The organism is Aeromonas sp. QDB68, assembly GCF_027707405.1.
Classification (GTDB): domain Bacteria; phylum Pseudomonadota; class Gammaproteobacteria; order Enterobacterales; family Aeromonadaceae; genus Aeromonas; species Aeromonas caviae.
In genome coordinates, this window is the sequence record NZ_JAPCIQ010000002.1 from 1 (window position 1) to 24407 (window position 24407).

General features: G+C 63.2%; 23 protein-coding genes. 16 read left to right on the forward strand and 7 right to left on the reverse strand.

Going from position 1 to position 24407, the window contains the following annotated elements; genetic code table 11:
• From PG892_RS00665 to PG892_RS00675, 3 genes are all read right to left on the reverse strand, one after another.
• The coding region (locus PG892_RS00665; RefSeq protein WP_270825077.1) for a transposase domain-containing protein at nt 1-424 on the reverse strand (424 nt) is incomplete at its 3' end.
• 119 nt (nt 425-543) lie between these two features.
• On the reverse strand, nt 544-1326 hold the full coding sequence (locus PG892_RS00670) for a BPSS1780 family membrane protein (RefSeq protein WP_010673813.1): 783 nt from the start codon (nt 1324-1326) through the stop codon (nt 544-546).
• 40 nt (nt 1327-1366) lie between these two features.
• Nucleotides 1367-1687 carry a hypothetical protein gene (locus PG892_RS00675; RefSeq protein WP_010673812.1) on the reverse strand — a complete coding sequence of 107 codons (321 nt, stop codon included), beginning with the start codon at nt 1685-1687 and terminating at the stop codon, nt 1367-1369.
• A gap of 137 nt (nt 1688-1824) precedes the next feature.
• On the opposite strand from PG892_RS00675, the gene PG892_RS00680 reads away from it, so the two are divergent.
• Complete coding sequence (locus PG892_RS00680) at nt 1825-2652, forward strand: M23 family metallopeptidase (RefSeq protein WP_010673811.1); 828 nt, start codon at nt 1825-1827, stop codon at nt 2650-2652.
• Nucleotides 2653-2731: 79 nt separating this feature from the next.
• Here the strand turns inward: PG892_RS00680 and PG892_RS00685 are convergent, their stop codons facing one another.
• A complete protein-coding gene (locus PG892_RS00685; protein WP_010673810.1) occupies nt 2732-4066 on the reverse strand; it encodes an MATE family efflux transporter in 1335 nt (444 codons plus the stop codon).
• A 153-nt stretch (nt 4067-4219) separates the two neighbouring features.
• On the opposite strand from PG892_RS00685, the gene mscM reads away from it, so the two are divergent.
• From mscM to frdD, 7 genes are all read left to right on the forward strand, one after another.
• Nucleotides 4220-7495: a miniconductance mechanosensitive channel MscM gene (gene mscM, locus PG892_RS00690; RefSeq protein WP_010673809.1), complete on the forward strand. Its 3276-nt coding sequence runs from the start codon at nt 4220-4222 to the stop codon at nt 7493-7495.
• Between the two features lie 29 nt (nt 7496-7524).
• Complete coding sequence (locus PG892_RS00695; protein WP_010673808.1) at nt 7525-8202, forward strand: glycerophosphodiester phosphodiesterase; 678 nt, start codon at nt 7525-7527, stop codon at nt 8200-8202.
• A gap of 156 nt (nt 8203-8358) precedes the next feature.
• Nucleotides 8359-10236, forward strand: a complete 1878-nt coding sequence (locus tag PG892_RS00700; RefSeq protein ID WP_010673807.1) for a methyl-accepting chemotaxis protein — start codon at nt 8359-8361, stop codon at nt 10234-10236.
• Nucleotides 10237-10752: 516 nt separating this feature from the next.
• Nucleotides 10753-12537, forward strand: a complete 1785-nt coding sequence (gene frdA / locus PG892_RS00705) for a fumarate reductase (quinol) flavoprotein subunit (protein WP_010673806.1) — start codon at nt 10753-10755, stop codon at nt 12535-12537.
• Complete coding sequence (locus tag PG892_RS00710; RefSeq protein WP_010673805.1) at nt 12530-13264, forward strand: succinate dehydrogenase/fumarate reductase iron-sulfur subunit; 735 nt, start codon at nt 12530-12532, stop codon at nt 13262-13264. Before frdA ends, PG892_RS00710 begins: the two co-directional genes overlap by 8 nt.
• Nucleotides 13265-13280: 16 nt before the next feature.
• Nucleotides 13281-13679 carry a hypothetical protein gene (locus PG892_RS00715; RefSeq protein WP_010673804.1) on the forward strand — a complete coding sequence of 133 codons (399 nt, stop codon included), beginning with the start codon at nt 13281-13283 and terminating at the stop codon, nt 13677-13679.
• Nucleotides 13680-13791: 112 nt separating this feature from the next.
• Nucleotides 13792-14148 (forward strand): fumarate reductase subunit FrdD, encoded by a 357-nt coding sequence (frdD, locus tag PG892_RS00720; RefSeq protein ID WP_010673803.1) that lies wholly within the window; start codon nt 13792-13794, stop codon nt 14146-14148.
• 146 nt (nt 14149-14294) lie between these two features.
• On the opposite strand, the gene PG892_RS00725 is transcribed toward frdD, so the two are convergent.
• A complete protein-coding gene (locus tag PG892_RS00725; protein ID WP_010673802.1) occupies nt 14295-14993 on the reverse strand; it encodes a DAPG hydrolase family protein in 699 nt (232 codons plus the stop codon).
• A 93-nt stretch (nt 14994-15086) separates the two neighbouring features.
• Here PG892_RS00725 and PG892_RS00730 point away from each other — a divergent pair, with 93 nt between their 5' ends.
• Nucleotides 15087-15728, forward strand: a complete 642-nt coding sequence (locus tag PG892_RS00730) for a TetR/AcrR family transcriptional regulator (protein WP_010673801.1) — start codon at nt 15087-15089, stop codon at nt 15726-15728.
• Nucleotides 15729-15738: 10 nt separating this feature from the next.
• Here the strand turns inward: PG892_RS00730 and PG892_RS00735 are convergent, their stop codons facing one another.
• Both PG892_RS00735 and PG892_RS00740 read right to left on the reverse strand, forming a co-directional pair.
• Nucleotides 15739-16959, reverse strand: a complete 1221-nt coding sequence (locus PG892_RS00735) for a winged helix-turn-helix domain-containing protein (RefSeq protein WP_010673800.1) — start codon at nt 16957-16959, stop codon at nt 15739-15741.
• 74 nt (nt 16960-17033) lie between these two features.
• Nucleotides 17034-17675, reverse strand: a complete 642-nt coding sequence (locus tag PG892_RS00740) for a class I SAM-dependent methyltransferase (RefSeq protein ID WP_010673799.1) — start codon at nt 17673-17675, stop codon at nt 17034-17036.
• A 187-nt stretch (nt 17676-17862) separates the two neighbouring features.
• Here PG892_RS00740 and PG892_RS00745 point away from each other — a divergent pair, with 187 nt between their 5' ends.
• The 7 genes from PG892_RS00745 to PG892_RS00775 all read left to right on the forward strand — a co-directional run bounded on the left by PG892_RS00745 (nt 17863) and on the right by PG892_RS00775 (nt 24363).
• Nucleotides 17863-18528, forward strand: coding sequence for a thermostable hemolysin (locus tag PG892_RS00745; RefSeq protein WP_010673798.1), 666 nt, complete (start codon nt 17863-17865; stop codon nt 18526-18528).
• Nucleotides 18525-20006, forward strand: coding sequence for an AMP-binding protein (locus PG892_RS00750; RefSeq protein WP_010673797.1), 1482 nt, complete (start codon nt 18525-18527; stop codon nt 20004-20006). Before PG892_RS00745 ends, PG892_RS00750 begins: the two co-directional genes overlap by 4 nt.
• On the forward strand, nt 20003-20659 hold the full coding sequence (locus PG892_RS00755) for a TenA family transcriptional regulator (protein WP_010673796.1): 657 nt from the start codon (nt 20003-20005) through the stop codon (nt 20657-20659). The genes PG892_RS00750 and PG892_RS00755 overlap by 4 nt, the downstream gene beginning before the upstream one ends.
• Entirely contained in the window at nt 20656-21504 is an 849-nt protein-coding gene (locus PG892_RS00760; RefSeq protein WP_010673795.1) for an SDR family oxidoreductase, read from the forward strand. Before PG892_RS00755 ends, PG892_RS00760 begins: the two co-directional genes overlap by 4 nt.
• Before the next feature lies 1 nt (nt 21505).
• Nucleotides 21506-22153, forward strand: coding sequence for a tetratricopeptide repeat protein (locus PG892_RS00765; protein WP_010673794.1), 648 nt, complete (start codon nt 21506-21508; stop codon nt 22151-22153).
• A gap of 81 nt (nt 22154-22234) precedes the next feature.
• Nucleotides 22235-22927, forward strand: coding sequence for a response regulator (locus tag PG892_RS00770; protein WP_041215642.1), 693 nt, complete (start codon nt 22235-22237; stop codon nt 22925-22927).
• Nucleotides 22924-24363: an ATP-binding protein gene (locus PG892_RS00775; RefSeq protein WP_103261708.1), complete on the forward strand. Its 1440-nt coding sequence runs from the start codon at nt 22924-22926 to the stop codon at nt 24361-24363. The genes PG892_RS00770 and PG892_RS00775 overlap by 4 nt, the downstream gene beginning before the upstream one ends.
• The last annotated feature ends 44 nt before the right edge of the window (nt 24364-24407 follow it).

The following is a 24407-nucleotide window of genomic DNA, read 5'->3' on the forward strand; positions in this document are numbered from 1 at the left end:
CCGGAGTATCGGGCGTGCGCCAGACCACCCCGTCCACGGCCAGCAGCTGCAAGCCGGCCCAGGTGGGGTGCTGACACTGCTGATGCCAGAGTGTGGCGGTCTGCTGGAACACCTGTCGAACGGCTTGGTCAGCCAGTTTTTGGCGCGCCTGGATGAAGGCGCTGGGGACGACAAACGGCCGGTCGCCGGGTAACAGGATATCGAGCTGGTTGGCCAGCTGGGCCATAGGGACATGACGAAACAAGGACATCCCGATAATGGCCCATAGCACCCGCTCCATGGGCATGCGCCGTCGGCGCAAGGAGACGGAGCCCGTCTCGGCCAAGCAAGCCTGCACCAGTTCAGGTGACAGCAGGTCAGACAGGGACTCAAACTTTCCGGGAGGACAGGCGTGAATGAAGTCGAGAGCTTGGTCGATACGCATAAAAAAATCCGAAACCCAACAAGGAGTTTCGGATTCTTACACAGCCTGAGGATCGGTCAATGGATCCTTAACTGATCGGCATTAGCCTCGCGGCCCCTCTTTGCTCCATCCTGTGCCGGTCAGGCTTCGAAACCGAATGCCTTGACCGGGGTCTCTCCCTCCTCGGCCTCCTGATCCTCCAGATAGATGTCGTGATAGGCGGCATAGATGGAGTAGTTGATGGCAGGCAGCACCACCAGCAGGCCCACCAGCATCAGGAGTGCGCCAAAGAAGATCAGCACGGCCCCGAGCAGCCCCCACCAGAGGAAGGGCCACATGTTGCGCAGACATCCCTTGAAGCTGAGCCGGGCAGCCTGCCAGACCCCGACCTGATGGAAGAGGATAAGGGCGGGGGCGAAGGTGATGGCCATCAGCACGGGAACGAACAGTGCCAGTCCCACCAGGGCGCACACGAGGAAGCCCCGTGCCTGCTCCGGGGTCAGCGCCAGGGAGCCCGGATCCGCGGACAACAGGCCGGTGAGTCCCCACTGGTGCAGCAGGAACACGCAGATCATCAGGATCCCCATGATGAGGCCGAGCACCATCAGGCCCCCCAGCATCAAGGGGGTCAACCGATGGCGGAAACCGGCAAAGAAGTCGCCAAATTGCAGCGCCTCGCCTTGGTGACCTCGCCGCGCCACCGCCACCCAGCCAGCCCCCCACACCATGTAGAGCAACTGGGAGATCAAGCCCCCCGCCGGCAGTTGATCCAGCACGATGCCCACCACAAACCAGAGCACTATCATGGCCACGCTGGCACCCATCCCCTTGTTGAAGATGTCGAATCCGGTGCGGATCCAGATCCAGCCCTGTCCTATGCCATGGCGTTTGGGTTCGTGGCGCAGGGCCCTGTCACTGTTCATCATTGACCTCGTCGAAAAATAGGGGCGAAGCGGCGTCTCCTCAGGGCACGCTCACCGTGACCATGATGGTGCCGGTGTAGGGGCCGGTGCGTACTACCTGGCCCGGCAGCCGGGTCGGGTAGAGCCTCACCTTGTAGTCGGTGGCCTGGGTCGCCGCCGAGTAGGGTACCGCGATGGCGGTATCGAATGGAATAGGGGTCAGGGCCCCCTGCTCGACCATGCCCACCCCGACACCGGCCAGGCTGGTGGTAATGAAGCGGTTGTCGCTCGCGAGCACCCCCGAGAAGCTGTAGCGCAGCGGCCCCCTGATCAGGCTGGCAAGGTCGAAGGGAAGGCGGGCACCCGCAACCAGAGCATTCACCTCGCTGCAATGGCGTGTCCGTTGCGTCTTTCTGGGCCGCAGCCGACGAGTTTATCGGCCACGGTTGACGGACAGCACCGCCAGAATGTGGCATCATCTCCCCCCTCTTGCTTTCCCCCTGATCCGATGGAGCCATCATGCGCCGCCTCTTCTTTCTTCTCCTGCTGCTCGGCAGCCCTGCGCTTCACGCCGAACCGGGGTTTATCAGCCGCTTGCTCAACCACCCGGTGCCGGGGGGCGTGGCCGTGGTACCACTGGGAAGCGGGGCCAAGGCGCCCGCAGTGCGCTATCAGGACAAGCCTGTGCTGGTGGTACAGGAAGACGGGAAGACGTGGATCGCCATCGTCGGCATCCCGCTCAAGAGCGCGCCCGGCCCCCATCAGGTGACCACCAGCGATGGCCGCACCTTGAGTTTCAAAGTCGGCACCAAGCACTACCGTGAGCAGCACATCAAGCTCAAGAACAGCCGCCAGGTCAATCCGCTGGCCGAAGACATGACCCGCATCAACCGGGAGCTTGCCGAACAGACCCGCGCCTACCAGACCTTCAGCCCGGCTCAGCCGAGCAACCTGCTGTTTGACAAGCCGGTCCAGGGCCCGCTCTCCAGTCCCTTCGGGCTGCGCCGCTTCTTCAACGGCGAGGAGCGCAACCCCCACTCCGGACTCGACTTCGCGGTCGGAGCCGGCACTCCCATCAAGGCACCAGCCGCTGGCAAGGTCATCCTCATCGGCAACTACTTCTTCAACGGCAATACGGTGTTCGTCGACCACGGCCAGGGCCTCATCAGCATGTTCTGTCACATGTCGAAGGTGGACGTGAAACTGGGCCAGAGCCTGCCCCGCGGCGGCATCGTCGGCCGGGTCGGCGCCACCGGCCGCGCCACCGGTCCCCACATGCACTGGAACGTCAGCCTCAACGACGCCCGCGTCGACCCCGCCATCTTTATCGGCGCCTTCAAGCCCTGAGGCCGGCGACCTGCCGCCCACAGGCAGGGAATGAAAAAGGCAGCCGAGGCTGCCTTTTTCATGGACGCATGACCACATCTCAGGCAGCGCTGTGCTGGCGCCCCTCCCTGTTCATCACCCGCCACATCACCAGGACCAGCAGAGTGCTGCAAGTAGGCAGCGCCAGCCAGACACCGGCCACTCCCCACAGGGAGGAGAAGCCCCACAGGAAACCGCCGATCAGCACCAACTTGCCGCCGGTGAGCAGGGAAGCGATGCGGGCCCGGTTGATGGCCTGGAAATAGGTGGCCCCCACCAGCAGCAAGCCTTCCATGGGCAGCCCCCAGAAGTAGAGCCAGATACCGAGGCTGGCTACCGGCAACAGGGCAGCATTGTCCCCCGCAAACAGATAAACCACTGCCTCCGGCCACAGATACAGCGGGATCATCCCGCACAGTGCCACCGCCATGGTCACTCCCAATGCCAGGTTGCGTACCCGCAGTACTCGCGACCAGTTGCCCGCCCCGGCATTGAAGCTGGCGATAGGCTGGATGCCCATGGCGATCCCCTCGAAGATGAGATAGAAGAAGGCCTCGCTGTAGCTGATGACCCCATAGGCGGCCACGTGCAGCGAAGTGCCCACCGAGAGCAGCGCCTTGTTGTGCAGCGCCAGCACCACCGAGAGGTAGAGGTACATCAGAAAACTCGACACCCCGAGTCGCAATGTCTCCCCCATCAGCCGCCAGTCGGGCACCAGGGTATCCCAGCGAATGCGCAACTGGCTGCGGGGGGTGAAGAAGTGCCACAGGCACAGGCCCCCGGTGACCGCCTGGGAGAGCATGGTCGCGATGGCGGCCCCCGCCAGCCCCCAGGGGATCACCGCCATCAGCAGGTAGTCGAGCAGCACGTTGAGCACGCCGCCCCCCACCAGGATCCAGGTGGTGAGGCCGGGTCGCCCGTCGTTGCGCAGCAGGGCGGTAAAGGCCATGGAGAGCACCGCGAACACCCCGAGCCAGGCGTACCACTGCAGATAGGCGAAGCCTGCGTCGAAGATGACCCCCTGCGCCCCCATCCAGACAAGCATGGCCTTGCCGTAACGAATGCCAATGAAGGCGAGCAGCGCGGAGGCGATGAGCACCATCACCAGGGCATTGCCGACGATGTGGCGCGCCCTAGCCTGCTCCCCCTTGCCCAGATAGAAGGAGGCCAGCGACGAGGATCCCATGCCGATCAGGGCACCCACCGCGTAGAGCACGGCGCAGATGGGGTACGCCAGCATCATGCCGGCCAGCCCGTCCTGGCCCAGGATATGGCCGACGAAGATGCCGTCAATGGTGACATAGATGCCGGTGACCAGCATGGCGGCCACCGTGGGGGTGACGTAACGCAAGAAGAGGCGGGAAAGGGGGGCCGTGCCCAGATCGACGGAGGACATAAATTGCTCAATGAAGGGGAACGGCCAGAATAATAGCCAAACAAGACCCGGATCACCCGTTATTTGTGCCGTGGATCATTCATCTTGAGGGCTTTACCCGCCCCGGCCCCTGCTTTAGGCTAGGGCGACTTCTCCTGAACGGAAACGTGCGCCATGTTGCAACGCTTGCTCTGTCTGATGCTCTGTCTCAGCCTGTTCCCCTTCTCCGCTGTCCAGGCCGATGATGCCATCACTCAGGTAGAGGAGCTGCTGCAAAGCGTCCCCAAGACGGATACCCCGGAAAACCAGCAACTGCGGGAGAGCTACCAGCAGGCGCTGCAATATGCCCGGGATGCCCAGCGCTACCGGGAACAGGGCAAGGCCTACCAGCAGATCCTCATCGACTACCCCAAGGAGTCCGCCCGTCTCAAGGAGGGGCTGCACAACTATCAGCCCCAGTCCCGCCCGTCCCTCTCCTCCCTCAAGGAGGATGCCCTTCGCCAGGCCATCAGCCTGAGCAGCAACCGCCAGCTCAACCTGCGCAAGGAGCGTCAGGCGGTGACCGACAGCCTCAACCAGCTTGAGAGCACGGGCCAGGAATATCACCTGCGGGTCGACGAGTTGCGCAAGCAGTTGCTCCAGACCCGCTCCCTGCTCGATCGCCTGAGCTTCAGCAACGAGTCGGACAGGTTGCAGGAGGCCCAGCAACTGGCCACCCGACTCAAAGAGCAGAGCCTCTCCGACCGGATCCAGATGCTGGAGCTGGAGCAGCTCTCCGCCCAGCAGCGCAACGATCTGGGCAAGCTCAAGCTGCAGGAGCTCAACCTCGCCATCACCGACGAGGATGAGTGGCAGACCAGTCTGCTTGCCCAGCAGAACCAGCTGCGCCGGGACAAGACCGAGCAGGCCCTGGCCGAGAGCGAACGCCTGCGCCGCCAGCTCACCTCTGACCTCCCCCTCTTGCAGGAGCAACAGCAGCAAAACCAGGCCCTCTCCCTCCAACTGGGGGCTCTCGAGGACCAGATTGAACGGGTGCAGGACGAGCAACGGGGGGTGGACACCTCCCTCTCCGGGCTCAACGAGCTGGTCAATTCGGTGCGCGAACAGCTGGAGTGGTTGCAGATAAGCAACGCCTACGGCGAGAACCTGCGCAGCAAGCTGGCCGATCTGCCCGCCTACTTCCCGCTGGAGCGGCTGGAGTCCGCCATCGTCAAGGCGCGCATGGCCAAATACCAGTACGAGACCGAGCAGGATGCCCTGAAGGATCCGGTGCAACTGCGCAACAGCCTGCTCAGTGGAGACGACATCACCCTGGACAGGGCCCAGCGCGCCGTGCTGGATAACCTGCTCAAGGCGAGGCGACAACTGCTGACCCGGCTCAACGATGCCTCCGACACCCTCATTCAGGAGCAGACCCGCCTCAAGCTGCTCTACAGCCGCCAGAACAGCAAGATCGACGAGATCCGCGAACTCAGCGCCAGCCATCTGTTCTGGATGCCGGACGTGCGCCCCCTGAGCCCGGCGGTGCTGCTCGGCGTCCCGGCCGCCCTCGGCCTTGCCTTCAACCCGGCCAACTGGCTGCAACTGCCCAGGGCCATCGCCGAGAACAACCCCCTGAGCCTGACCCTGGCTGGCCTCGGGCTGCTGGGGCTGGCCTGGTGCTGGTTGAAACTGGCCCGCCACCTCCTTCAATACAGCCACTACATTGCCCCGCGCATCGGCAAGGTAACCCAGGACAAGTTCAGCCTCACCAGCCGGTTGCTGGTGCGCTCCGTGCTCGCCGCCCTGCCGCTGCCCGCCATGGTGCTCATGGTGCACGGCCTGCTGGACGGCGCCTGGCAATATCCCTTCGCGGTGGCGGTGGCCCGGGGCCTGGGTGAAATCTGGTTCCTGCTGCTGGCCCTGCTGGTGGCGCGCCACCTCACCCTGGAGAAGGGGATCCTCATCCTCCACTTCCGCTGGCAGAAGGAGCGGGTGCAGCGAGTGTGGGGACAGTTTCGTACCCTGCTGCTGGTGCTGATCCCGAGCTTCTTCGTGCAGGGCATGGCGAGCAGCTATCAGGAGCACGCCTTCTACGACTCCCTGGGACGCCTCGCCTTCATCATCGGGGCCCTCTGGCTGCTGCTCTTCTTTGCCCGCCTCAACCGGGAAAAACTGCCCCTCACCTGGGGTCAGGCAGACATGACCAAGCCCCATCTGCTGCACCACTTCATCTGGAACAGCCTGATGCTGGCCCCGCTGCTGGCGGTGCTGGGCGCCCTGTTCGGCTACTTCTACACCTCCCGCACCCTGCTGCGCCAGCTGGAGCTGAGCCTGCTGGCGGGGCTCGGCTGCCTGCTCGTCTACTATCTGGCCCACCGCTGGATGCTGATCCAGCGCCGCCGACTCGCCTTCGATCGCGCCAAGCAGAAGCGGGCCGAGATCCTGGCGCAGCGGGAGCGGGAAGAGGACGATCTCAGCTCCGAGATCCCCGATGTGGTGGAGGAGCCCGAGCTGGATCTGGATACCATCAGCGCCCAGTCCCTCGGCCTGGTGCGCACCCTGCTGATGCTGGGCTTCACCATGCTGGTGGTGGTGCAATGGTCGGATCTCAACTCGGCATTCAGCTTCCTCAGCAGCATCGAGGTGTGGCAGGTGAGCAGCAAGGTGGCCGGCATCGAGCAGCTCTCCGCCATCACCCTGCAGGATCTGATGCTAACCGTCTTCGCCTTCATCCTGACGGTGGTCACCGCCCGCAACCTGCCAGGGTTGATGGAGCTCACCCTGCTCCAGCACCTGAGCCTCTCCCCAGGCACCGGCTTCGCCCTCACCACGGTGAGCAAGTACCTGGTACTGCTGATTGGCGCTCTCACCGGCTTCTCCATGCTCGGCATCGACTGGTCCAAGACCCAGTGGCTGGTGGCGGCACTCTCTGTGGGGCTGGGCTTCGGCTTGCAGGAGATCTTCGCCAACTTCGTCTCCGGCCTCATCATCCTGTTCGAAAAACCGATCCGCCTGGGTGACACCGTCACCATCCGTGATCTCACCGGCACCGTCACCAAGATCAAGACCCGCGCCACCACCATAGTGGACTGGGACAGGAAGGAGATCATCGTCCCCAACAAGGCCTTCATCACCGAGCAGTTCATCAACTGGTCCCTGTCCGATGCCATCACCCGGGTCCGCTTGCGCATTCGCATCGGCCTGACCCAGAATCCCAAGCAGGTACAGCAACTGCTGGAGCAGAGCGTGCGCGAATCCACCCTGGTGCTGGATACGCCCGCCCCGGAGGTGTTCCTCATCGAGTTCACCGACTCGGCCCTCATCTACGAGATCCGGCTCTACGTCAACAACATGGATCACCGGATGCCCATTACACATGAGGTACATTCCCTGATCCTGGAGAAACTCGGCCAGGTCGGCATGCATCTGCCACATCAGCAGATCGACATCCGGATGAGCCGGGGATGAAGCCCCCAAAGACGACAACAGGAGCCATCATGCAGATCATTGCCCATCGCGGTGCCAGCGACCTGGCCCCGGAGAATACCCTCAAGGCGATGAGCCTGGCGCTGGATCTGGGTGCCAAAGCCATCGAGCTGGACGTGCAGTGGGCCGACGGAGAGCTCTGGGTCTTCCACGACCGGCGGCTCGAGCGCTGTACCAACGGCCAGGGTGTGCTGACCGGGCAATCCCGGGAGTACCTGGCGAGCCTGGATGCGGGGGACGGGGAGCGGATCCCGACCCTGTGGCAAGTGATGGCACTGGTGGCGGGGCGCTGCGAACTGCACATCGAGCTCAAGGGCGCCCACACCGCCGAGCCGGTGGCCGCCCTGACCAGGCGGGCCGAGGCCGAGCTTGGCTTTACCCAGGCGCACTGGATCGTTTCCTCCTTTCATCATCCCGAGCTGTTACGCTTCAAGGGACTGCGACCGGAAATCAGGATCGGCGCCCTCATGGCCAGCCTGCCCCTCGACGGCGCCGCCTTCGCCGAAACGCTGGGGGCCTGGTCACTGAACTGCGACGTGGATTTCGTCGACGAGACCCTGGTGGCGGATGCCCATCGCCGGGGGCTCAAGATCCTGGTCTATACAGTCGACGAAGTGAGTGATGGGAGCGCCCTCGCCAGCATGGGTGTCGATGGCATCTTCACCAACCGGCCAGATCGATTCAGCTGAGTATCGGCGCGGCCTGGCAGGCCACAAGGAGGTGAAAAGAATTGAAAAAATGCGGTGCACCGGGATACATAAAGTCCATAGCCAGCCGATACAGAGTTGGCTCATAACAATAACAAACACCATGGATCTCTGACTGACGCTCACAAGGATGTAAACATGAACCTATCCATCAAGAACAAGCTGGTCCTCTCCATCGGGGCCATCATTCTGGTCATCACCGGCCTGCAGGTCTGGTACAACACCTCCCAGTTGCGCAGTGAAACCCAGCGGCTGATCTGGAGCTTCATCGACGACAGCTCGGTCGCCAACGTCAAGGGGATCTCCCGCTGGCTCGACGCCCGCATCAATCTCGTCACCGCCACCAAGGAAGCCTTCGCCAAGGAAGACGAGCCCCTCAGCCACCTGGCCCAGTCCATGAATGCGGGCAACTTCGATCTCGTCTACGTGGGCACCAAGGATGGCCGGATGATCCAGAGCAAGCCGACCGATCTGCCGGCCGGCTATGATCCGCGCCAGCGCCCCTGGTACAAGGACGCCATGGCCGCCGGCAAGCTCGCCATCACGGCCCCCTATGCCGACATCACCACCGGCCAGCTCATCATCACCATCGCCGAGCCCTTCAGTCGCGGCAACACCGACGGCGTCATCGCCGGTGACGTCTCCATCGACGGTCTGGTGAAAGACGTGCTTGCCATGAACTCGGAAGGCACCTATGCCATTCTGGTGGACAGCAACGGCACCATCATCGCCCATCCGGACAAGGATCTGACCCTCAAACCCGCCACCGCCATCTCCCCGGAACTGACGGCAGCCAAGGTCAACGAGCTGGCCCATGACAACACCATCTCCGAGATGGATATCAGCGGCAAGGCGAGCGTGTTCGACCTCACCGAGATCCCCAACACCAACTGGTATTTCGGCATCGTGGTGGACGAAGCGGTCGCCTACCAGTCCGTCTCCCGCATGGTCACCTCCGCCCTCATCCAGGGATTGCTGACCATCCTCATCGTGGCGGGCTTCTCCTATGTCGCCATCAACGGCTCCCTGGCGCCGCTGAAAACCCTGGGCGAGGCCATTGCCGATCTCTCCCGCGGCAACGGCGATCTCACCCGTCGCATCAAGATCGAGCGTGAAGACGAGGTCGGTACCGTCGCCAAGCACGTCAACACCTTCATCGAGCGCATCCACGTTATGGTGCAGGACATCTCCAACTCCTCCACCCAGCTCAACCAGCAGGCCAGGTCTTCCCACGACATGGCGGAGAAATCCAACCAGGGGCTGGCCCGCCAGCAAAACGAGATCTCCCAGATTGCGACCGCAGTGCACGAGATGTCCGCCACCGCCGTCGAAGTGGCCAGCAACGCCGAGCAGACCGCGGAAGCGGCCCGCAGCTCCTCCAGCAGTTGCGAGCACGGCAAGCAGGTGATTGCCCGCAACCAGCGCTCCATCACGGATCTCGCCACCCAGGTCAAGCAGGCCTCCGGCATCATTCAGGAACTGGAGAAGAACGCCCAGGAGATCAACACCATCCTCTCCACCATCCAGGGCATCGCCGAGCAGACCAACCTGCTGGCGCTCAACGCCGCCATCGAGGCCGCCCGGGCTGGCGAGCAGGGACGCGGCTTTGCCGTGGTGGCCGACGAGGTGCGGGTGCTTTCCCAGCGCACCCACAGCTCCACCGTCGAGATCCGCAGCATGATCGAGACCCTGCAGCGCAACACCCAGGGCGCCGTCAGTACCATGCACGAGGGTCAGCTGCTGGCCCAGAACAGCGTGGAAGATGCCAACGATGCGACCCAGGCGCTGGAGCAGATCACCACCTCCATCAACCAGATCTCCGACATGGCGACCCAGATCTCCAGCGCCGCAGAGGAACAGCGTGCCGTCACCGACGAGGTGAGCCGCAACATTCAGGCGGTCAAGGATGTCTCGGACGAGCTGGCAGTGGATGCGGACAGCTCCCGCAATCTGTCGGCCCAGCTTAAAAATATTTCAGGTGAATTGAATAATCAGGTCGGCATGTTCCGCATCTGATCGACCATGGGAAGAAAGGGGCCGTTCAGGCCCCTTTTTTTTATAAACCCTTTTTGTTTCAACGGTTATAATCCCCTTTCGAGACCCTCAACCCTGTGATCGACATCTCCTTTTGCCCATGTGTGGGAGACGGGCCCAGTCTGTCATGGCTATATTCGCATTACTTTTTTGATGCCTAACCTCGATATGTCATCGTGATAATAGTTATCATTAAACTGTTTTGATAAAAAACTTAAAAACTTTATGGGCAATACCCAAAAAGAGAGGCATTTCTCATTTTTTTGAAAGAAAACTACGTATAATCTTGGAGTTAAAATCACCAGAGTAACGAGTACGGCTGATCCAGATCACTGATGGATGGCGATAATGACGGCATTTTCATCCAAGGAATGGGGTGGTTGTAATAAAAATCACCGTTGCCAAGCACTAAAACAAAGCAGTTTGACTTGCATCAAGCCTGAATTTTTTTCATAGAGCAAAATCGTGCCCAGCAAATCTATCCCTAAGGAGGCAGATGTGGATATTATCAAGACCGATGTTGCCATCATCGGTGCCGGTGGCGGTGGCCTGCGTGCCGCAATCGCCATTGCAGAAGCCCACCCGGAGCTGGAAATCGCCCTGATTTCCAAGGTCTATCCGATGCGCAGCCACACCGTGGCCGCCGAAGGTGGCGCCGCAGGCGTCGTCCGTGATGACGATTCCCTGGAAAACCACTTCAACGACACCGTCTCCGGTGGTGACTGGCTGTGTGAGCAGGACGTAGTCGAGTACTTCGTCAACAACGCCACCAACGAGATGATCCAGCTGGAGCACTGGGGTTGCCCCTGGAGCCGCAAACCGGACGGCAAGGCCAACGTGCGCCGTTTCGGCGGGATGAAGATCCCCCGCACCTGGTTCGCCGCCGACAAGTCCGGCTTCCACATCCTGCACACCCTGTTCCAAACCTCCATCAAGTACCCGACCATCAAGCGCTTCGACGAGCACTTCTGTCTGGATCTCATCGTGGAAGATGGCCGCGTCCAGGGTGTCGTCACCTTTGACATCCAGAACGGCATCACCCGCTTCATCCAGGCCAAGTCCGTGGTGCTGGCCACCGGCGGCGCAGGTCGTGTCTATCGCTACAACACCAACGGCGGCATCGTCACCGGTGACGGCATGGCCCTGGCCTACCGCCACGGCGTACCGCTGCGGGACATGGAGTTCGTCCAGTATCACCCGACCGGTCTGCCGGGCACCGGCATCCTGATGACCGAAGGTTGTCGTGGTGAGGGTGGCATCCTGCTCAACAAGGATGGCTATCGCTACCTGCAAGATTACGGTCTGGGCCCGGAAACTCCGGTCGGCCAGCCAAAGAACAAGCACATGGAGCTGGGTCCGCGCGACCGTCTCTCCCAGGCCTTCTGGCAGGAGCAGCAAAAAGGCCGCGTGATCCAGGGCCCCATGGGCGACGTGGTTCACCTCGACCTGCGCCACCTTGGCGAGAAGTACCTGAAAGAGCGTCTGCCCTTCATCTGCGAACTGGCCAAGGCCTATGTGGGTGTGGATCCGGTAAAAGAGCCGATTCCGGTACGTCCGACCGCCCACTACACCATGGGTGGCATCGAAACCGACGGCAAGTGCGCCACTCGTCTGGCCGGTCTCTATGCCGCTGGCGAATGTGCCTCCGTCGGTCTGCACGGCGCCAACCGTCTGGGTTCCAACTCCCTGTCCGAGATCGTGGTCTTCGGCAAGGTGGCCGGTGAGCAGGCAGCCGAGTTTGCCGCCACCCAGCAACACGGCAACACCCAGGCGCTGGTCGCCAAGGCCGAGGCGCTCATCAAGCAGCACCTCTCCCTGCTGGACATCGACGGCACCGAAAACCCGGCGGATATCCGCAACGAACTGGGCATGTCCATGGAAGCCGGTGTCGGTATCTACCGTACCGAAGAGCTGATGCAGGGCACCATCGACAAGATCAACGAGCTGAAAGCCCGTTACAAGAAGATCAAGATCAACGACAAGTCCTCGGTCTTCAACACCGACCTGCTGTACGCCATCGAGCTGGGCTACATGCTGGACGTGGCGGAAGCCATGGCGCACTCCGCCATCAACCGCAAAGAGTCCCGCGGTTCCCACCAGCGTCTGGACGGTTACGAGGAGCGCGATGACGTCAACTTCCTCAAGCACACTCTCTCCTTCTACAACGGCGAAGGGGCCCCGACCATCGACTATTCCGATGTGAAGATCACTAAATCCCAACCGGCCAAGCGCGTGTACGGTTCCGAGGGTGAGAAACAAGACGAGGCTAAGAAGAATGGCTGAGATGATCGAAATTGAAATCCTGCGCTACCGTCCCGAGCAGGATAACGAGCCCTGGATGCAGACCTTCCAGGTGCCCTACCTCAAAGAGATGTCCCTGCTGGATGCGCTGCAATACATCAAGGATCATCTGGACTCCACCTTGAGCTTCCGCTGGTCCTGCCGGATGGCGATCTGCGGCTCCTGCGGCATGATGGTCAACGGCATTCCGAAACTCGGTTGCAAGACCTTCCTGCGGGATTACCTGCCGGGCAAGATGACTATCGAACCGCTCAACAACTTCCCCATCGAGCGCGATCTGGTGGTCGACATGTCCGACTTCATCGAGAAGCTGGAGAGCATCAAGCCCTACATCATCCCGTCCGAGCCGCGCAACCTGTGCGATGGCGAGTACACCCAGACCCCAGCTGACATGGCGAAGTATCACCAGTTCTCCATGTGCATCAACTGCGGTCTGTGCTACGCGGCCTGCCCGCAATATGGCATCAACAAGAAGTTCACCGGTCCGGCGGCCCTGGCACTGGCCTATCGCTACAACGCCGACAATCGCGACAGCGCGTCCAGGGAGCGGATGAAGATCATCAGCCAGGACGAGGGCGTCTGGGGCTGTACCTTCGTGGGCTACTGCTCCGAAGTGTGCCCGAAAGGCGTGGATCCGGCCGCCGCCATCCAGCTTGGCAAGGTCGAGAGCGCCAAGGACTACATGATCGCCATGTTCAAGCCGGATTGAGACCAGGAGTGAGACCATGAACAACACTGAGAGCAAACGTAAGCCTTACGTGCGCGAGATGAAAAAAGACTGGTGGCTGAAGAATGCCTTCTACACCGGTTACATGATCCGCGAAGGCACCAGCATCTTCGTCTCCATCTACGCCGTCGTGCTGATGTGGGGTCTGCTGCGGCTGGTACAGGGTCAGGAGGCATTCAATGGCTGGCTGGAATCCCTGCAGAGCCCCATTGCCATCCTGTTCCACGTCATCGCCCTGGCAGCCTGCCTGTTCCACGCCAAGACCTGGTTCGCCCTGGCCCCGAAAGCCATGCGCATCTTCCGTGGCGAAGACCTGGTGCCGGAGAAGCCGATCGTCATCGCCCAGTATGTGGCGCTGGCGGCGGTATCCCTGCTTGTCCTGATCATCGTGGCCTGAGGGGAAAACAATGAGACGTTCTGACGAACCCGGTTATTGGTGTCTGTTTGGTACCGGGCTCTCACTCAGAAACGTTGGCCACGATCACTCAATCATGATTTGAGGAAAAAATATGAGACGTTCTGACGAGCCAATTTACTGGGGTCTGTTTGGTGCGGGTGGCATGGTGGTTGCCATGCTGCTGCCGGTCATTGTCCTCATCACAGGTCTGCTGGTGCCCATGGGCATCATGGACGTGGAGACCATGAGCTACGAGCGCGTGCTGGCATTCGCCAGCTCCTGGTGGGGTGCCTGCATCCTGCTGGTGATCATCGCCCTGCCCGTCTGGCACGGCATGCACCGCATCTACCACGGCCTGCATGATCTGGGGATCCACACCACCAAGCTGCACCACTATGTGTTCTATGGCTTCGCCTTCCTGGTGTCCGCCATCACCGTCGGTCTGCTGATGGTGCTGGTGCTCCAGTAAGCACATCCTGACTGCATAACAAACCGGGCCCAGTGCCCGGTTTTTTTATGACCATCTTCCGCGGCTCACGCCACAGCCCGATAGCCGGCATTCCCACTGGATGTGTCAAGGCACTCAGCCACATTCAGCGCCAACTGTCAGCCCCGTCACCAGAGCGTCGGCGCCGGTTCACGACCGTTTTCCGCGTAGTAGAGCGACGGCAGAAACTGCGCCAGATAGCTGAATTCGCTGTAGCAGTGGCGCATCAGGTTGAAACCTACCTCGTCCGGCACCTCGTCAAACGGGTTGGCGCAGGCTTTGCCCAGCAGGAAGCGGCTGCGCAGCACACAGCCGTATGGGGTATCGCGCGCCAGGTGCAGCATCTCGCCATCCAGCGGCGCACCATTGCCATCCAGAGCTACCTCGTCGCCAAAGCCGATACGGGCGCAGATGGCGGCAGAGAGAGCCTGCGTCTCCCGCGCCTCCTGTAGCGATTGCGGGGCGAACACCTCTTCGGCGCCGTGGAACTTGAGGCGAGCTGCCACCGGCGGCAGCTCGGCAAGCCACTCCACAGCCTCTATGCTGGCTCCCACGAAGCGCTCCCCTTTTTTCCAGTGATGATCCCAGCCCCGGTGCTCGACATGATCGTGGGGGTGCCACCACCTGATGTGCTGGGTCGTCTCGAAGAAGGTGAACCACCAATCCAGCATGCGCCCCTTGCAGCCGTGCAGATCGGTGCGGATGGCGACCGTCAGCAGGCCGTCGGTGCTGCGGGTCAGACCCATTTCCAGGCGAAGGGGTTGCGGGCTGAGCAACTCGTTGATGTCATTGACGCCCCAAGGGGCAAACAGGGCAGAAGGATGCATGATATGACTCCCATAAATTTAGGAAACGAAGTTCGTTTCTTAAATTACGCTATGCCTGTATGCTGGGTCTGTCAATGCTTTCCAGGAGCCCATATGTCGCACCCGAACGATGAAGAAACACGCTCACGAGGCCGTCCGGTCACCCCGGAAGCCGACCTTCGCGCCGCCCTTGCCGAAGCGACGCTGACCTTGTTGCTCAAGGGGGGTTACGGCGCCGCGACCGTGGATGCGGTGGCCAAAGAGGCGGGGGTCGCCAAGAAGACCCTCTACCGCTTCGCCGCCAACCGTGACGAGCTGGTGGCGCAGGCGGTGCGCAGCTGGACCGATGCCTTTCAACCGGCCTTCGAGCAGGATGCCGCCCACCCAGGCGCGCTGGGGGAGATGCTGGAGCAGGGCTTGCAGGCCATAGCGGGACAGGTGCTGAGCGCACCGGCGGTGGGCATGTTCCGGCTGCTGCAGCATGAGTTCGCGGGGCGGGATGCCCTGCTGGCGGCCTATCAGGAGAACGGCATTGCCCGCGGCAGGGCGACGCTGGCGGCGTGGTTGCAGCGCCAGCAACAACTGGGCTGGCTGCGGGAGCTGGACGCCGCCCAGACCAGCGATCTGCTGCTGGCGATGACCATGGCGGAGCCCCTGCGCCAGATGGCGCTCGGCTTGCTGGCGCCGGGCAGCGACATCCGCGAGCGCATCACCGCGGCCGTTACGCTGGTGCTGCCCGGCTTGATGCGAGGGTAGGCGTCCTTCCTCAGCATGCCACCTCCTGCCATTGAGCCAGCAAGGGAGCAGGAACGTTGCCATAACGCAGCAGCGGGGTCTGGTGCCACTCCGCCAGCTTCTGGATGGCCTTGCCCAGATCCTGGGCCAGGCTCTGGGTGATCCTGACCCCTTGCTCCAGATAGAGGCTCTTGACCTCAAACACCCCCTCCTTGCGATGGGCCTTGGCGTCCATCCTGCCCACCAGCTTGCCGCGATGCAGCAACGGCAGCACGAAATAACCGTACTGGCGCTTGGGGGCCGGGGTATAGCACTCGATGCGATAGTCAAAGCCAAACAACTCGCTGGCCCGCTTGCGATCCCACACCAGCGGGTCAAAGGGCGAGAGCACGGCGGTGTGGCTCGCCTTGAGGGTGCCCGCCTGGGCCCGGACCAGCTCATCGTCCAGGGAGGCGTGAACGAAGGCTCCGTGCTGCCACCCCTCCACTCGTACCGGCAACAGCTCCCCCTCATCCGCCAGCTGGTGGAGCAGGGCGTCGTATTTCCCCCGTTTAAGGCGATAGTAATCCGCCACCCAGCCGGTCTTGACCAGCCCCAGCGCCCGGCAACTGGCTCGCACCATGTCCCGCCGGGCGAGATCAGGACTCGGCAGATCCCGCTCGTCATTCCACTCCGGCATGACCCGCTCGGCGAGATCGTAGACCCGCTGGAAATTGCGCCGTTCGCGCACCATCAGCTGGCCTGCGGTAAACAGCACCTCCAGGTGGCGCTTCTCCGGCTTCCAGTCCCACCAGCCGTTGCCCTTGTCCCCCTTGCGCTCGAAGTCTGCCGCCCGCACCGGGCCATCCTGGCGAATGCGCTCCACTATCTGCGCTATCTCGCCGCCGTGGGTCTTGAGCCACTGGGCGGAGAACTTCCAGCCCATGGCGGCGGGATCCAGCATGCGATGGCGCAGCAGCCGGTAATCTTCCCGGGGGACGAAACAGGCCTCGTGGGCCCAGTATTCGAAGAGGTCACCATCGGCCAGCAGTTGTTCCAGCCAGCGCGGATCGTAGTGGCCGAGACGGCTGAACAGCACCAGATAGGGGCTGCGGGCCACCACGGAGATGGTGTCTATCTGCAGCAACGCCATGCGGCGAATGCAGGCGAGCAGGTCGGCGGGGGTTGCTCTGGCGCGGCGCGGGGTCAGCAGCCCCTGGGCCGCCAGTTGCAGGTGGCGAGCGTCTTGCAATGAGAGGTGGGGGATCGACATGGAGATAGGGGCATCCGTTCCTGGGTATCAGGCCACCAGCATGCCCAACTCATGGCCAAATGAAAACGCCCGGCTCAGGGTTTGGTGAACACCGCCACATCCGCATGAGGAAACTCGACCGCTGCTTGCCAGCGGACCGCCAGGGCACGGAACGAGGCCTCGGCGAAGAAGACGATGTGGGTGGGATCGTGGCGATAGCGCCAGGTCTTGAAGCGCTCGTCCCCCAGCACCCGCTGGGTCTGCAACACCAGCACCCCGCCGGGCTTGAGGCAGCCCCAGAGCGTGTCCAGCACGGCGCGGGGGGTGGCGATGTGCTCTATCACCTCGGTGCTGGTGATGAAGTCGTATTGCCTTGTCAGGCACTCGGGGTCGTCGGCATAGAACTTGTCGTAGCCCGCCATCTCGAAGCCCGCCTCCCGCCCCATGGCGACCAGCGCCGGGCCCGGGCCGCAGCCAAAATCGAGGCCGCTGGCAGGAGGCGACACCCGGGCCAGCACCTCGCCAAAGGCACGCATCAGAAAGGCCCGGTAGCGGGGATCGTCCACCCGGTTGTCGTGCCCGTCATAGACCGCCTTCTCGGCCCCCTCGTCCAGGTGGTCCGCCTCGTCCATCCAGACCAGCTCGCACGCCAGGCAGCGGTAATAGCCCTTGCCCGCCACCGGCAGGGCATGGTGCCGAGGGGAGAGACACAGGGGACAGTGAACAGGGGATGACATGGCAGCTCCTCGGGTGGCGACAGCGGGGCAGATTGCCTGCCACGCCCGCTGCTGGCAACTGTTTTGTCTGGTGCCCCCATCGACCCCCGTTCACCCCCCGCCAGTTTTTTTCGTCTTTTTTTGCGCCTTAAGGGTTTCTTAAGTTTGCCCTTTTACTCTCATCCCATCGCAAGAGAAGGAGCCAACCATGACCATCGAGATCCAAGCCCCCTACCGGTTGATCCTGGCCGAATCCCCGCAGCAGGTCATGGCGCTGCAAACCTATATCCAGGCCGCCTATACCCTCGAGTTCAACGCCCGCATTCCCCATTTCCAGCCCTGCCTGCTCGGGCTCTACCGGGCAGATGGCGTGCTGGTCGGTGCCTGCGGCCTCAACCAGGCCTGCCATGGCGAGCACGAGCAACCGCTCTATCTGGAGCAATATCTGGAGCAGCCTGTCGAGGCCGCCATCGAGACCCGCCTCGGGGTCCGTCCGGCCCGCCACCGCATCATCGAAGTGGGCAATCTTGCCTGCAGCGAACCGGGTCACGCCCGCCTGATGTTTGCCGCGCTGTGCCGTCTGCTGTGTGACAACGCCCTGGACTACGTGGTGTTCACCGGCACCGCCAAGCTGCGCAACAGCTTTACCCGCCTGCGTCTCAACCCGGTGGAGCTGGCACTCGCAGAGGCCCATCAGGTGGGAGAGGATGCCAGCGCCTGGGGCGAATACTACCGCTGCCAGCCCAAGGTGATGGCAGGCGACATCAACCAGGGGCGCGAGGTGCTCGCACAGAGCAGCCTGCTGCTCAACCTGCTGGGGCCCATGCCCCGCCTTTTTAACCATGCCGACATCGACAGGAGGTGCGCGCAATGACGCTGTTCGACACCATCGCCCACCATGCCAGCCAGACCCCGCGCCAGCCTGCGCTGCTAGGCAGCCAGGGTGAGCTGGATTACCAGAGCCTGTGGCAGCAGATCCAGCAACTGGCTGGCGTGCTGCAAGGGGCCGGCATCCGCCGCCTGGCCCTGCAACTCGACAACGGCCTGCCCTGGGCGCTGATCGATCTCGCCTGCACCTGGGCCGGCATCGTGGTCATCCCGGTTCCCCACTTCTTCAGTCCGGCGCAGCAGACGTGGCTGCTGGAAAGCAGCGGAGCAGACGCCCTGGTCGGCCCGGAGCACCAGGGGTGGCAAGCCGCCTCACCCCTCGTGCTCATGGCAGGCAGGCCCGATGAGCAGGCCGTGCCCCTGTGGCGCCGCATCCCGGCACGCCTCCCCGAGCTGCCTGCGGGCACCGCCAAGATCACCTATACCTCGGGCACCACGGGGCAACCCAAGGGCGTCTGCCTGTCGCTGGAACAGATGACGGCGGTCTGCGGATCCCTTGCCCTGCGGGTGGCCCCTGCCCGGGTTGAGAAACACCTGACCCTGCTGCCCCTCACCACCTTGCTGGAGAACCTGACCGGCTTGTATGTACCGCTGCTGACCGGCGCCTGCAGCCGCATCCCTTCCCTGGGGGAACTCGGCTTCTCGGGCTCCAGCAAGCTGGATCCTGCGGCCCTGGCCCAGGCACTGCTGCGCTGGCCCAGCCACAGCCTGGTGCTAGTACCCGAGTTGCTGCGCCTGCTGCTGGCCCTGTGCCTCAATACCCCTGCCCTGGCGACACAGCTCGGCACCCTGCGCTTCGTCGCCGTGGGCGGCGGCAAGGTCGCCCCCGAACTCATCGCTCACGCCCGTGCGGCGGGGCTGCCGGTCTACGAGGGATACGGTCTCTCCGAATGCGGCTCCGTGGTCGCCCTGAACGGCCCCCACGGGGATCGTCCCGGCAGCGTCGGCCTGCCCCTGCCCCACTGCCAGGTGACGATCGCCGCAGACGGCGAAGTCATGGTCAGCGGCAGCGCCATGCTGGGCTACCTGGGGGAAGAGGGCGAGACGGGCAGCCAGATCGCCACAGGGGATCTGGGTCGGATCGACGAGGAGGGCTATCTCCATATCACGGGGCGCAAGAAGAACGTGCAGATCACCGCCTTTGGCCGCAACTTCTCCCCGGAGTGGGTGGAAGCCCAGGCCCAGCTCTGCCCGGCCATCGCCCGCATCGTCATCTTCGGTGATGGTCAGCCCGCCAACGTGGCCCTTATCCAGCCGCTGCCGGGCAGCCAGTCCCAATTGCCAGAGCAGATTGCCCGGCTCAACCAGCAGTTGCCCGATTACGCCCGCATCCATCACTGGTTGCCGGTCGCCCTGGATCAGCTCCCTGGCCTCCTGACGGCCAACGGGCGCCCCCGTCGCAACGAGATTTATCACCATTTTTCCCGGCAGATCAGCCAATGCCTCACAGGAGAGACCTCATGAGCTTCTACCAGACCCTGCAACAAGCCACCGCCTGCGAGCGCGAACGCCTGTTCAACGCCCCCATCATCGAGGCCTGCCGCCGCGGCGACATCAGCCGTGACACCTACCTCGCCTTCCTGGCACAGGCCTACTACCACGTGCGCCACACGGTGCCGCTCCTGATGGCCACCGGCGGCAAACTGGGGCAGGAGTACGAATGGGTGCGTGGCGCCATCAGGGAGTACATTGACGAGGAGTACGGCCATCAGGAGTGGATCCTGAACGACATCCGTGCCTGCGGCGGTGATGCCGAGGCGGTACGCCACGGCCAGCCGGGCCTGCCCATCGAGCTGATGGTGGCCTTCCTCTACGACCAGATCCAGCGCGGCAATCCCATGGGCTTCTTCGGCATGGTGCAGGTGCTGGAAGGCACCAGCGTCGCCATCGCCCTGACCATTGCCGACCAGCTCAAGAGCGGCCTCGGCCTGCCCCCCCAGGCCATGAGTTACCTGAGCTCCCACGGTGCCCTGGATCAGGAGCACCTCAAATTCTTCGAGTCCCTGATGGACCGGGTGGAGAACCCCGCCGATCAGGCCGCCATCATTCACGCCGCCAAGGTGGTCTACCGCCTCTATGGCGACATGCTCTATCAGCTCACGGGATCCTGCCAATGAAGCTTGAAGGCAAACGCATACTGCTGACTGGCGCCAGTGGCGGCATTGGTGAAGCCCTGGCCCATGAACTGGCGGCCCAGGGTGCCCATCTGCTGCTGCACGGTCGTCGGGCCAGCGCCCTGGAGCGCCTGCGCCGGGAGCTGCCTCATCCGGATCGCCACCAGACGGTGACGGCCGATCTTGGCTCTCCCCATGAGCGGGCGCAGCTGCTGCAACATCCGGCCCTGGACGAGGGGCTGGACGTGCTCATCAACAGTGCGGGCTGCAACCAGTTCGCCTGGCTGGAAGATCAGAGCAGCGAGCAGGTGACACGCCAGTTGCTGCTCAACGTCGAGGCGCCCATCCAGCTCACCCGAGCCCTGCTGCCCCGGCTGCGCAAGCCCGCCATCATCATGAACATCGGCTCCAGCCTCGGGGCCATCGGTTTTGCCGGCTACAGCGTCTATTGCGCCAGCAAGTTCGCCATGCGCGGCTTCAGCGAGTCTCTGGGGAGGGAGCTGGAGGGAACCGGCATCAAGGTGCTGCACTTTGCCCCCCGCGCCACCCGCACCCTGCTCAACTCCGAGGCGGCCTATGCCATGAATGCCGAGCTCGGCACCCGGACCGACAGCCCACAGGACGTGGCCGAGGAGGCCGTCATCGCCCTGTGCAACGAGACACGCCGCCGCTGGCTCGGCTGGCCGGAAAAGCTCTTTGTGCGGCTCAACGGCCTGCTGCCCGCCTTGGTGGACATGGCCCTGGCCAAGCAGCGCCCGATCATCGAGCGCCACGCCCGCCGCACCGCCTCCCCAGCCCCCGATCACAGGAGCGATCCCGCCTGTGCGACAAACGAGAAGGAACATTGAGATGAAGCACGCCACTTTCCGTCCCCGATTTGGTCACGGCCCCCTGTTGCTCGCCCTGGGAGGCCTGCTGGCAAGCGGTCTGGCCCAGGCCGCCGATGCCCTGCCCACCATTCAGCAGGAGTGGGCCCACTGCCAGTACCAGCAGACCGGAAAAGCCAAGGAGAGCTGCCTGGAGAGCCTGAGTGCCAAGGCCGATGAGGCGAGCGCCAAGGAGGCATTTCGCACCGATCTGCTGATCTGGTCCGCCATCGTCAAGAGCACCTGGGCGGGGGCCAAGGGTGGCCTCGGCGCCCTGAGCCTGGTAAAGGAGGCCAAGGCCAAGCTCGAGATCGCCATCAAGCAGGATCCCAAGGCGCTGGAAGGCTCGGCCTACACCAGCCTGGGCTCCCTCTACTACCAGGTGCCGGGCTGGCCGGTGGGCTTTGGAGACGACGAGAAGGCGGAGAAGCTGCTCAAGCAGGCGCTGGCCATCAATCCCACCGGCATCGACCCCAACTTCTTCTACGGCGACTTCCTGCTGGATCAGGGTGACAAGGCACAGGCGAAGGTCTATCTGGACAAGGCCCTGGCCGCCCCGGCGCGCCCTGGCCGCGAGGTGGCGGACGAGGGCCGCAGAAAGGAGATCCGCGAGCGTCTCGCCAAGCTGTAAACACAAGCAGCACAGTGCGCTATTTCAACTCTGCCCACCAGCTAGCATACTGGTGGGCAGTGTCGTTTGAGGGAGAGAACAATGCGGATCCTGTTGGTGGAAGATGATGTGATGCTGGGAGACGGCATGGTGGATGCCCTGCGCAGCAGCGGCTACACGGTGGACTGGCTCCAGCAGGGGATGCCGGCCCTCTCGGCGCTCAAGAGCGAGGAGTTTGCCGCCCTTGTCCTGGATCTCAACCTGCCGGACATCGACGGCATCAGCCTGCTGCGCAAGTTGCGCCGGGAAGGGCAGACCCTGCCCGTGCTCATCCTGACCGCCCGTGATGCCCTGGACGACCGGGTACTGGGGCTGGATGCAGGCTCCGACGACTACATGGTCAAACCCTTCGCCCTGCAGGAGCTCAACGCCCGGCTGCGCGCCCTGGTGCGGCGCAGCAAGGGGCAGGCCCAGGCGGTGCTGGAGTACGGGGAGCTGCAGCTCTTCCCCGCGTCACAACAGGTCACCTATCGGGGCGAGCCGGTCAAGCTCACCCCCCACGAGTACAAGCTGTTGCAGGAGCTCATCACCCAGAGCGGCCGGGTATTGAGCCGGGATCAACTGCAACAGAGCCTCTACGGCTGGGACGAGGGGGCAGAGAGCAACGCGGTGGAGGTGCACATTCACCACCTGCGCAAGAAATTCTTCCCCGAGCTCATCCGCAACATTCGCGGCGTCGGTTACATCGTGCCCCAGCTCGACGTCCAGGGCGCAAGAGGAGCCTCCGCCCCATGAGCCGTGTCCGTTCCATCCGCCGTTTCCTGCTCTCCGGCATCCTGGCCCTGGTCAGCCTCAGCCTCGCCATCAGCGGCCTTATCGGCTACCTGCAGGCCAACCACGAAATGGAAGAGCTGTTTGATGCCCGTCTCGCCCAGTCCGGCCGCATCACCAACCAGTTGCTCAGCCGCTATCTCAAGCAGAGCGGCGAGCTGCCGCGCAACGGCACCGTGTACCAGGAGTGGGTGCAGGCCGTCCCCGAGACGCCCCACATCGAGAAGGGCGGCTTCTTCCAGTTCGGCCAGGACAACGAGTTCACCCCCTATGGCCATGAATTCGAGCACAACCTCTACTTCCAGTTGCTGAGCGAGCAGGGCGCCGTGCTGCTGCGCTCGCCCAATGCCCCGGCCCAACCGTTGACCACCCTGGAGCGGGGCTTCAACAGCGAGACCAAGGATCACCACGAGTGGCGCACCTTTACCCTCTACAACGAAGGTGAACAGACCTGGCTCATCGTGGCGGAGCGGGATGACGAACGCAGCGAGCTGGCCAGCAAGATGGCCACCCTCACCATGCTGCCCCTCTTCATCACCCTGCCCTTCCTGCTCGGTCTGCTGTGGTGGCTGATCACCCGGGGGCTGTCACCGCTGCACCAGCTGGCGCAAGCCATCGGCGAGCGTCATCCCGCCAACCTGAGCCCCCTCAATCTCGCCATCAAGGCCGAGGAGCTGACGCCGCTGGTGGGGGAGATCAACCGGCTGATGCACGCCCTCGCTGACACTCTGGATCGGGAGAAACAGTTCACCAACGAGGCCGCCCACGAGCTGCGCACCCCCCTCGCGGTGCTGCGCATCCACAGCGAGAACGCCATGACAGCCGAGGATGATCAGAGCCGGGAGCAGGCCCTGCGCAAGATGCTCTTGGCCCTCGATCGCAGCGATCGGCTGATCCGCCAGTTGCTGACCCAGGCCCGCATCGACAACCAGCAGAGCCCGGCCCTCACCGCCCTCCCCCTGTTCCCCCTGTTGCAGGGCACCCTGGCGACCCTGGCCCCCATCGCCCTGAAAAAGGATCAGCAGCTGTCCCTGGAGGGCGCCGAACAGGTGCAGGTAATGGGACAGGCGATGTTGCTGGAGCTGATGTTCGGCAACCTCATCGACAATGCGCTGCGCTACACCCAGGTGGGCGGCGAGGTCGCCGTGGTGGTGAGCCAGGTGGGCAACCGGATCCGGGTGGATGTGCGGGACAACGGCCCCGGCATCCCCACCGCCGCCCTCTCCCGGTTGTGCGAGCGCTTCTTCCGGGTCAATCCCCAGCAGGGGGATGGCGTGGGCCTTGGCATGGCTATCGTCTCGCGCATCGCCCAGCTTCACGGAGCGGATCTCGACATCCACAACCGGCCCGAAGGGGGGCTCGAAGTGAGCGTGCTGCTGCCCACCTCGCGCCAGGCATGAGGGGTCAGCCTTTGCGCACGCCATGAAAAACGGGGGCCAGGCCC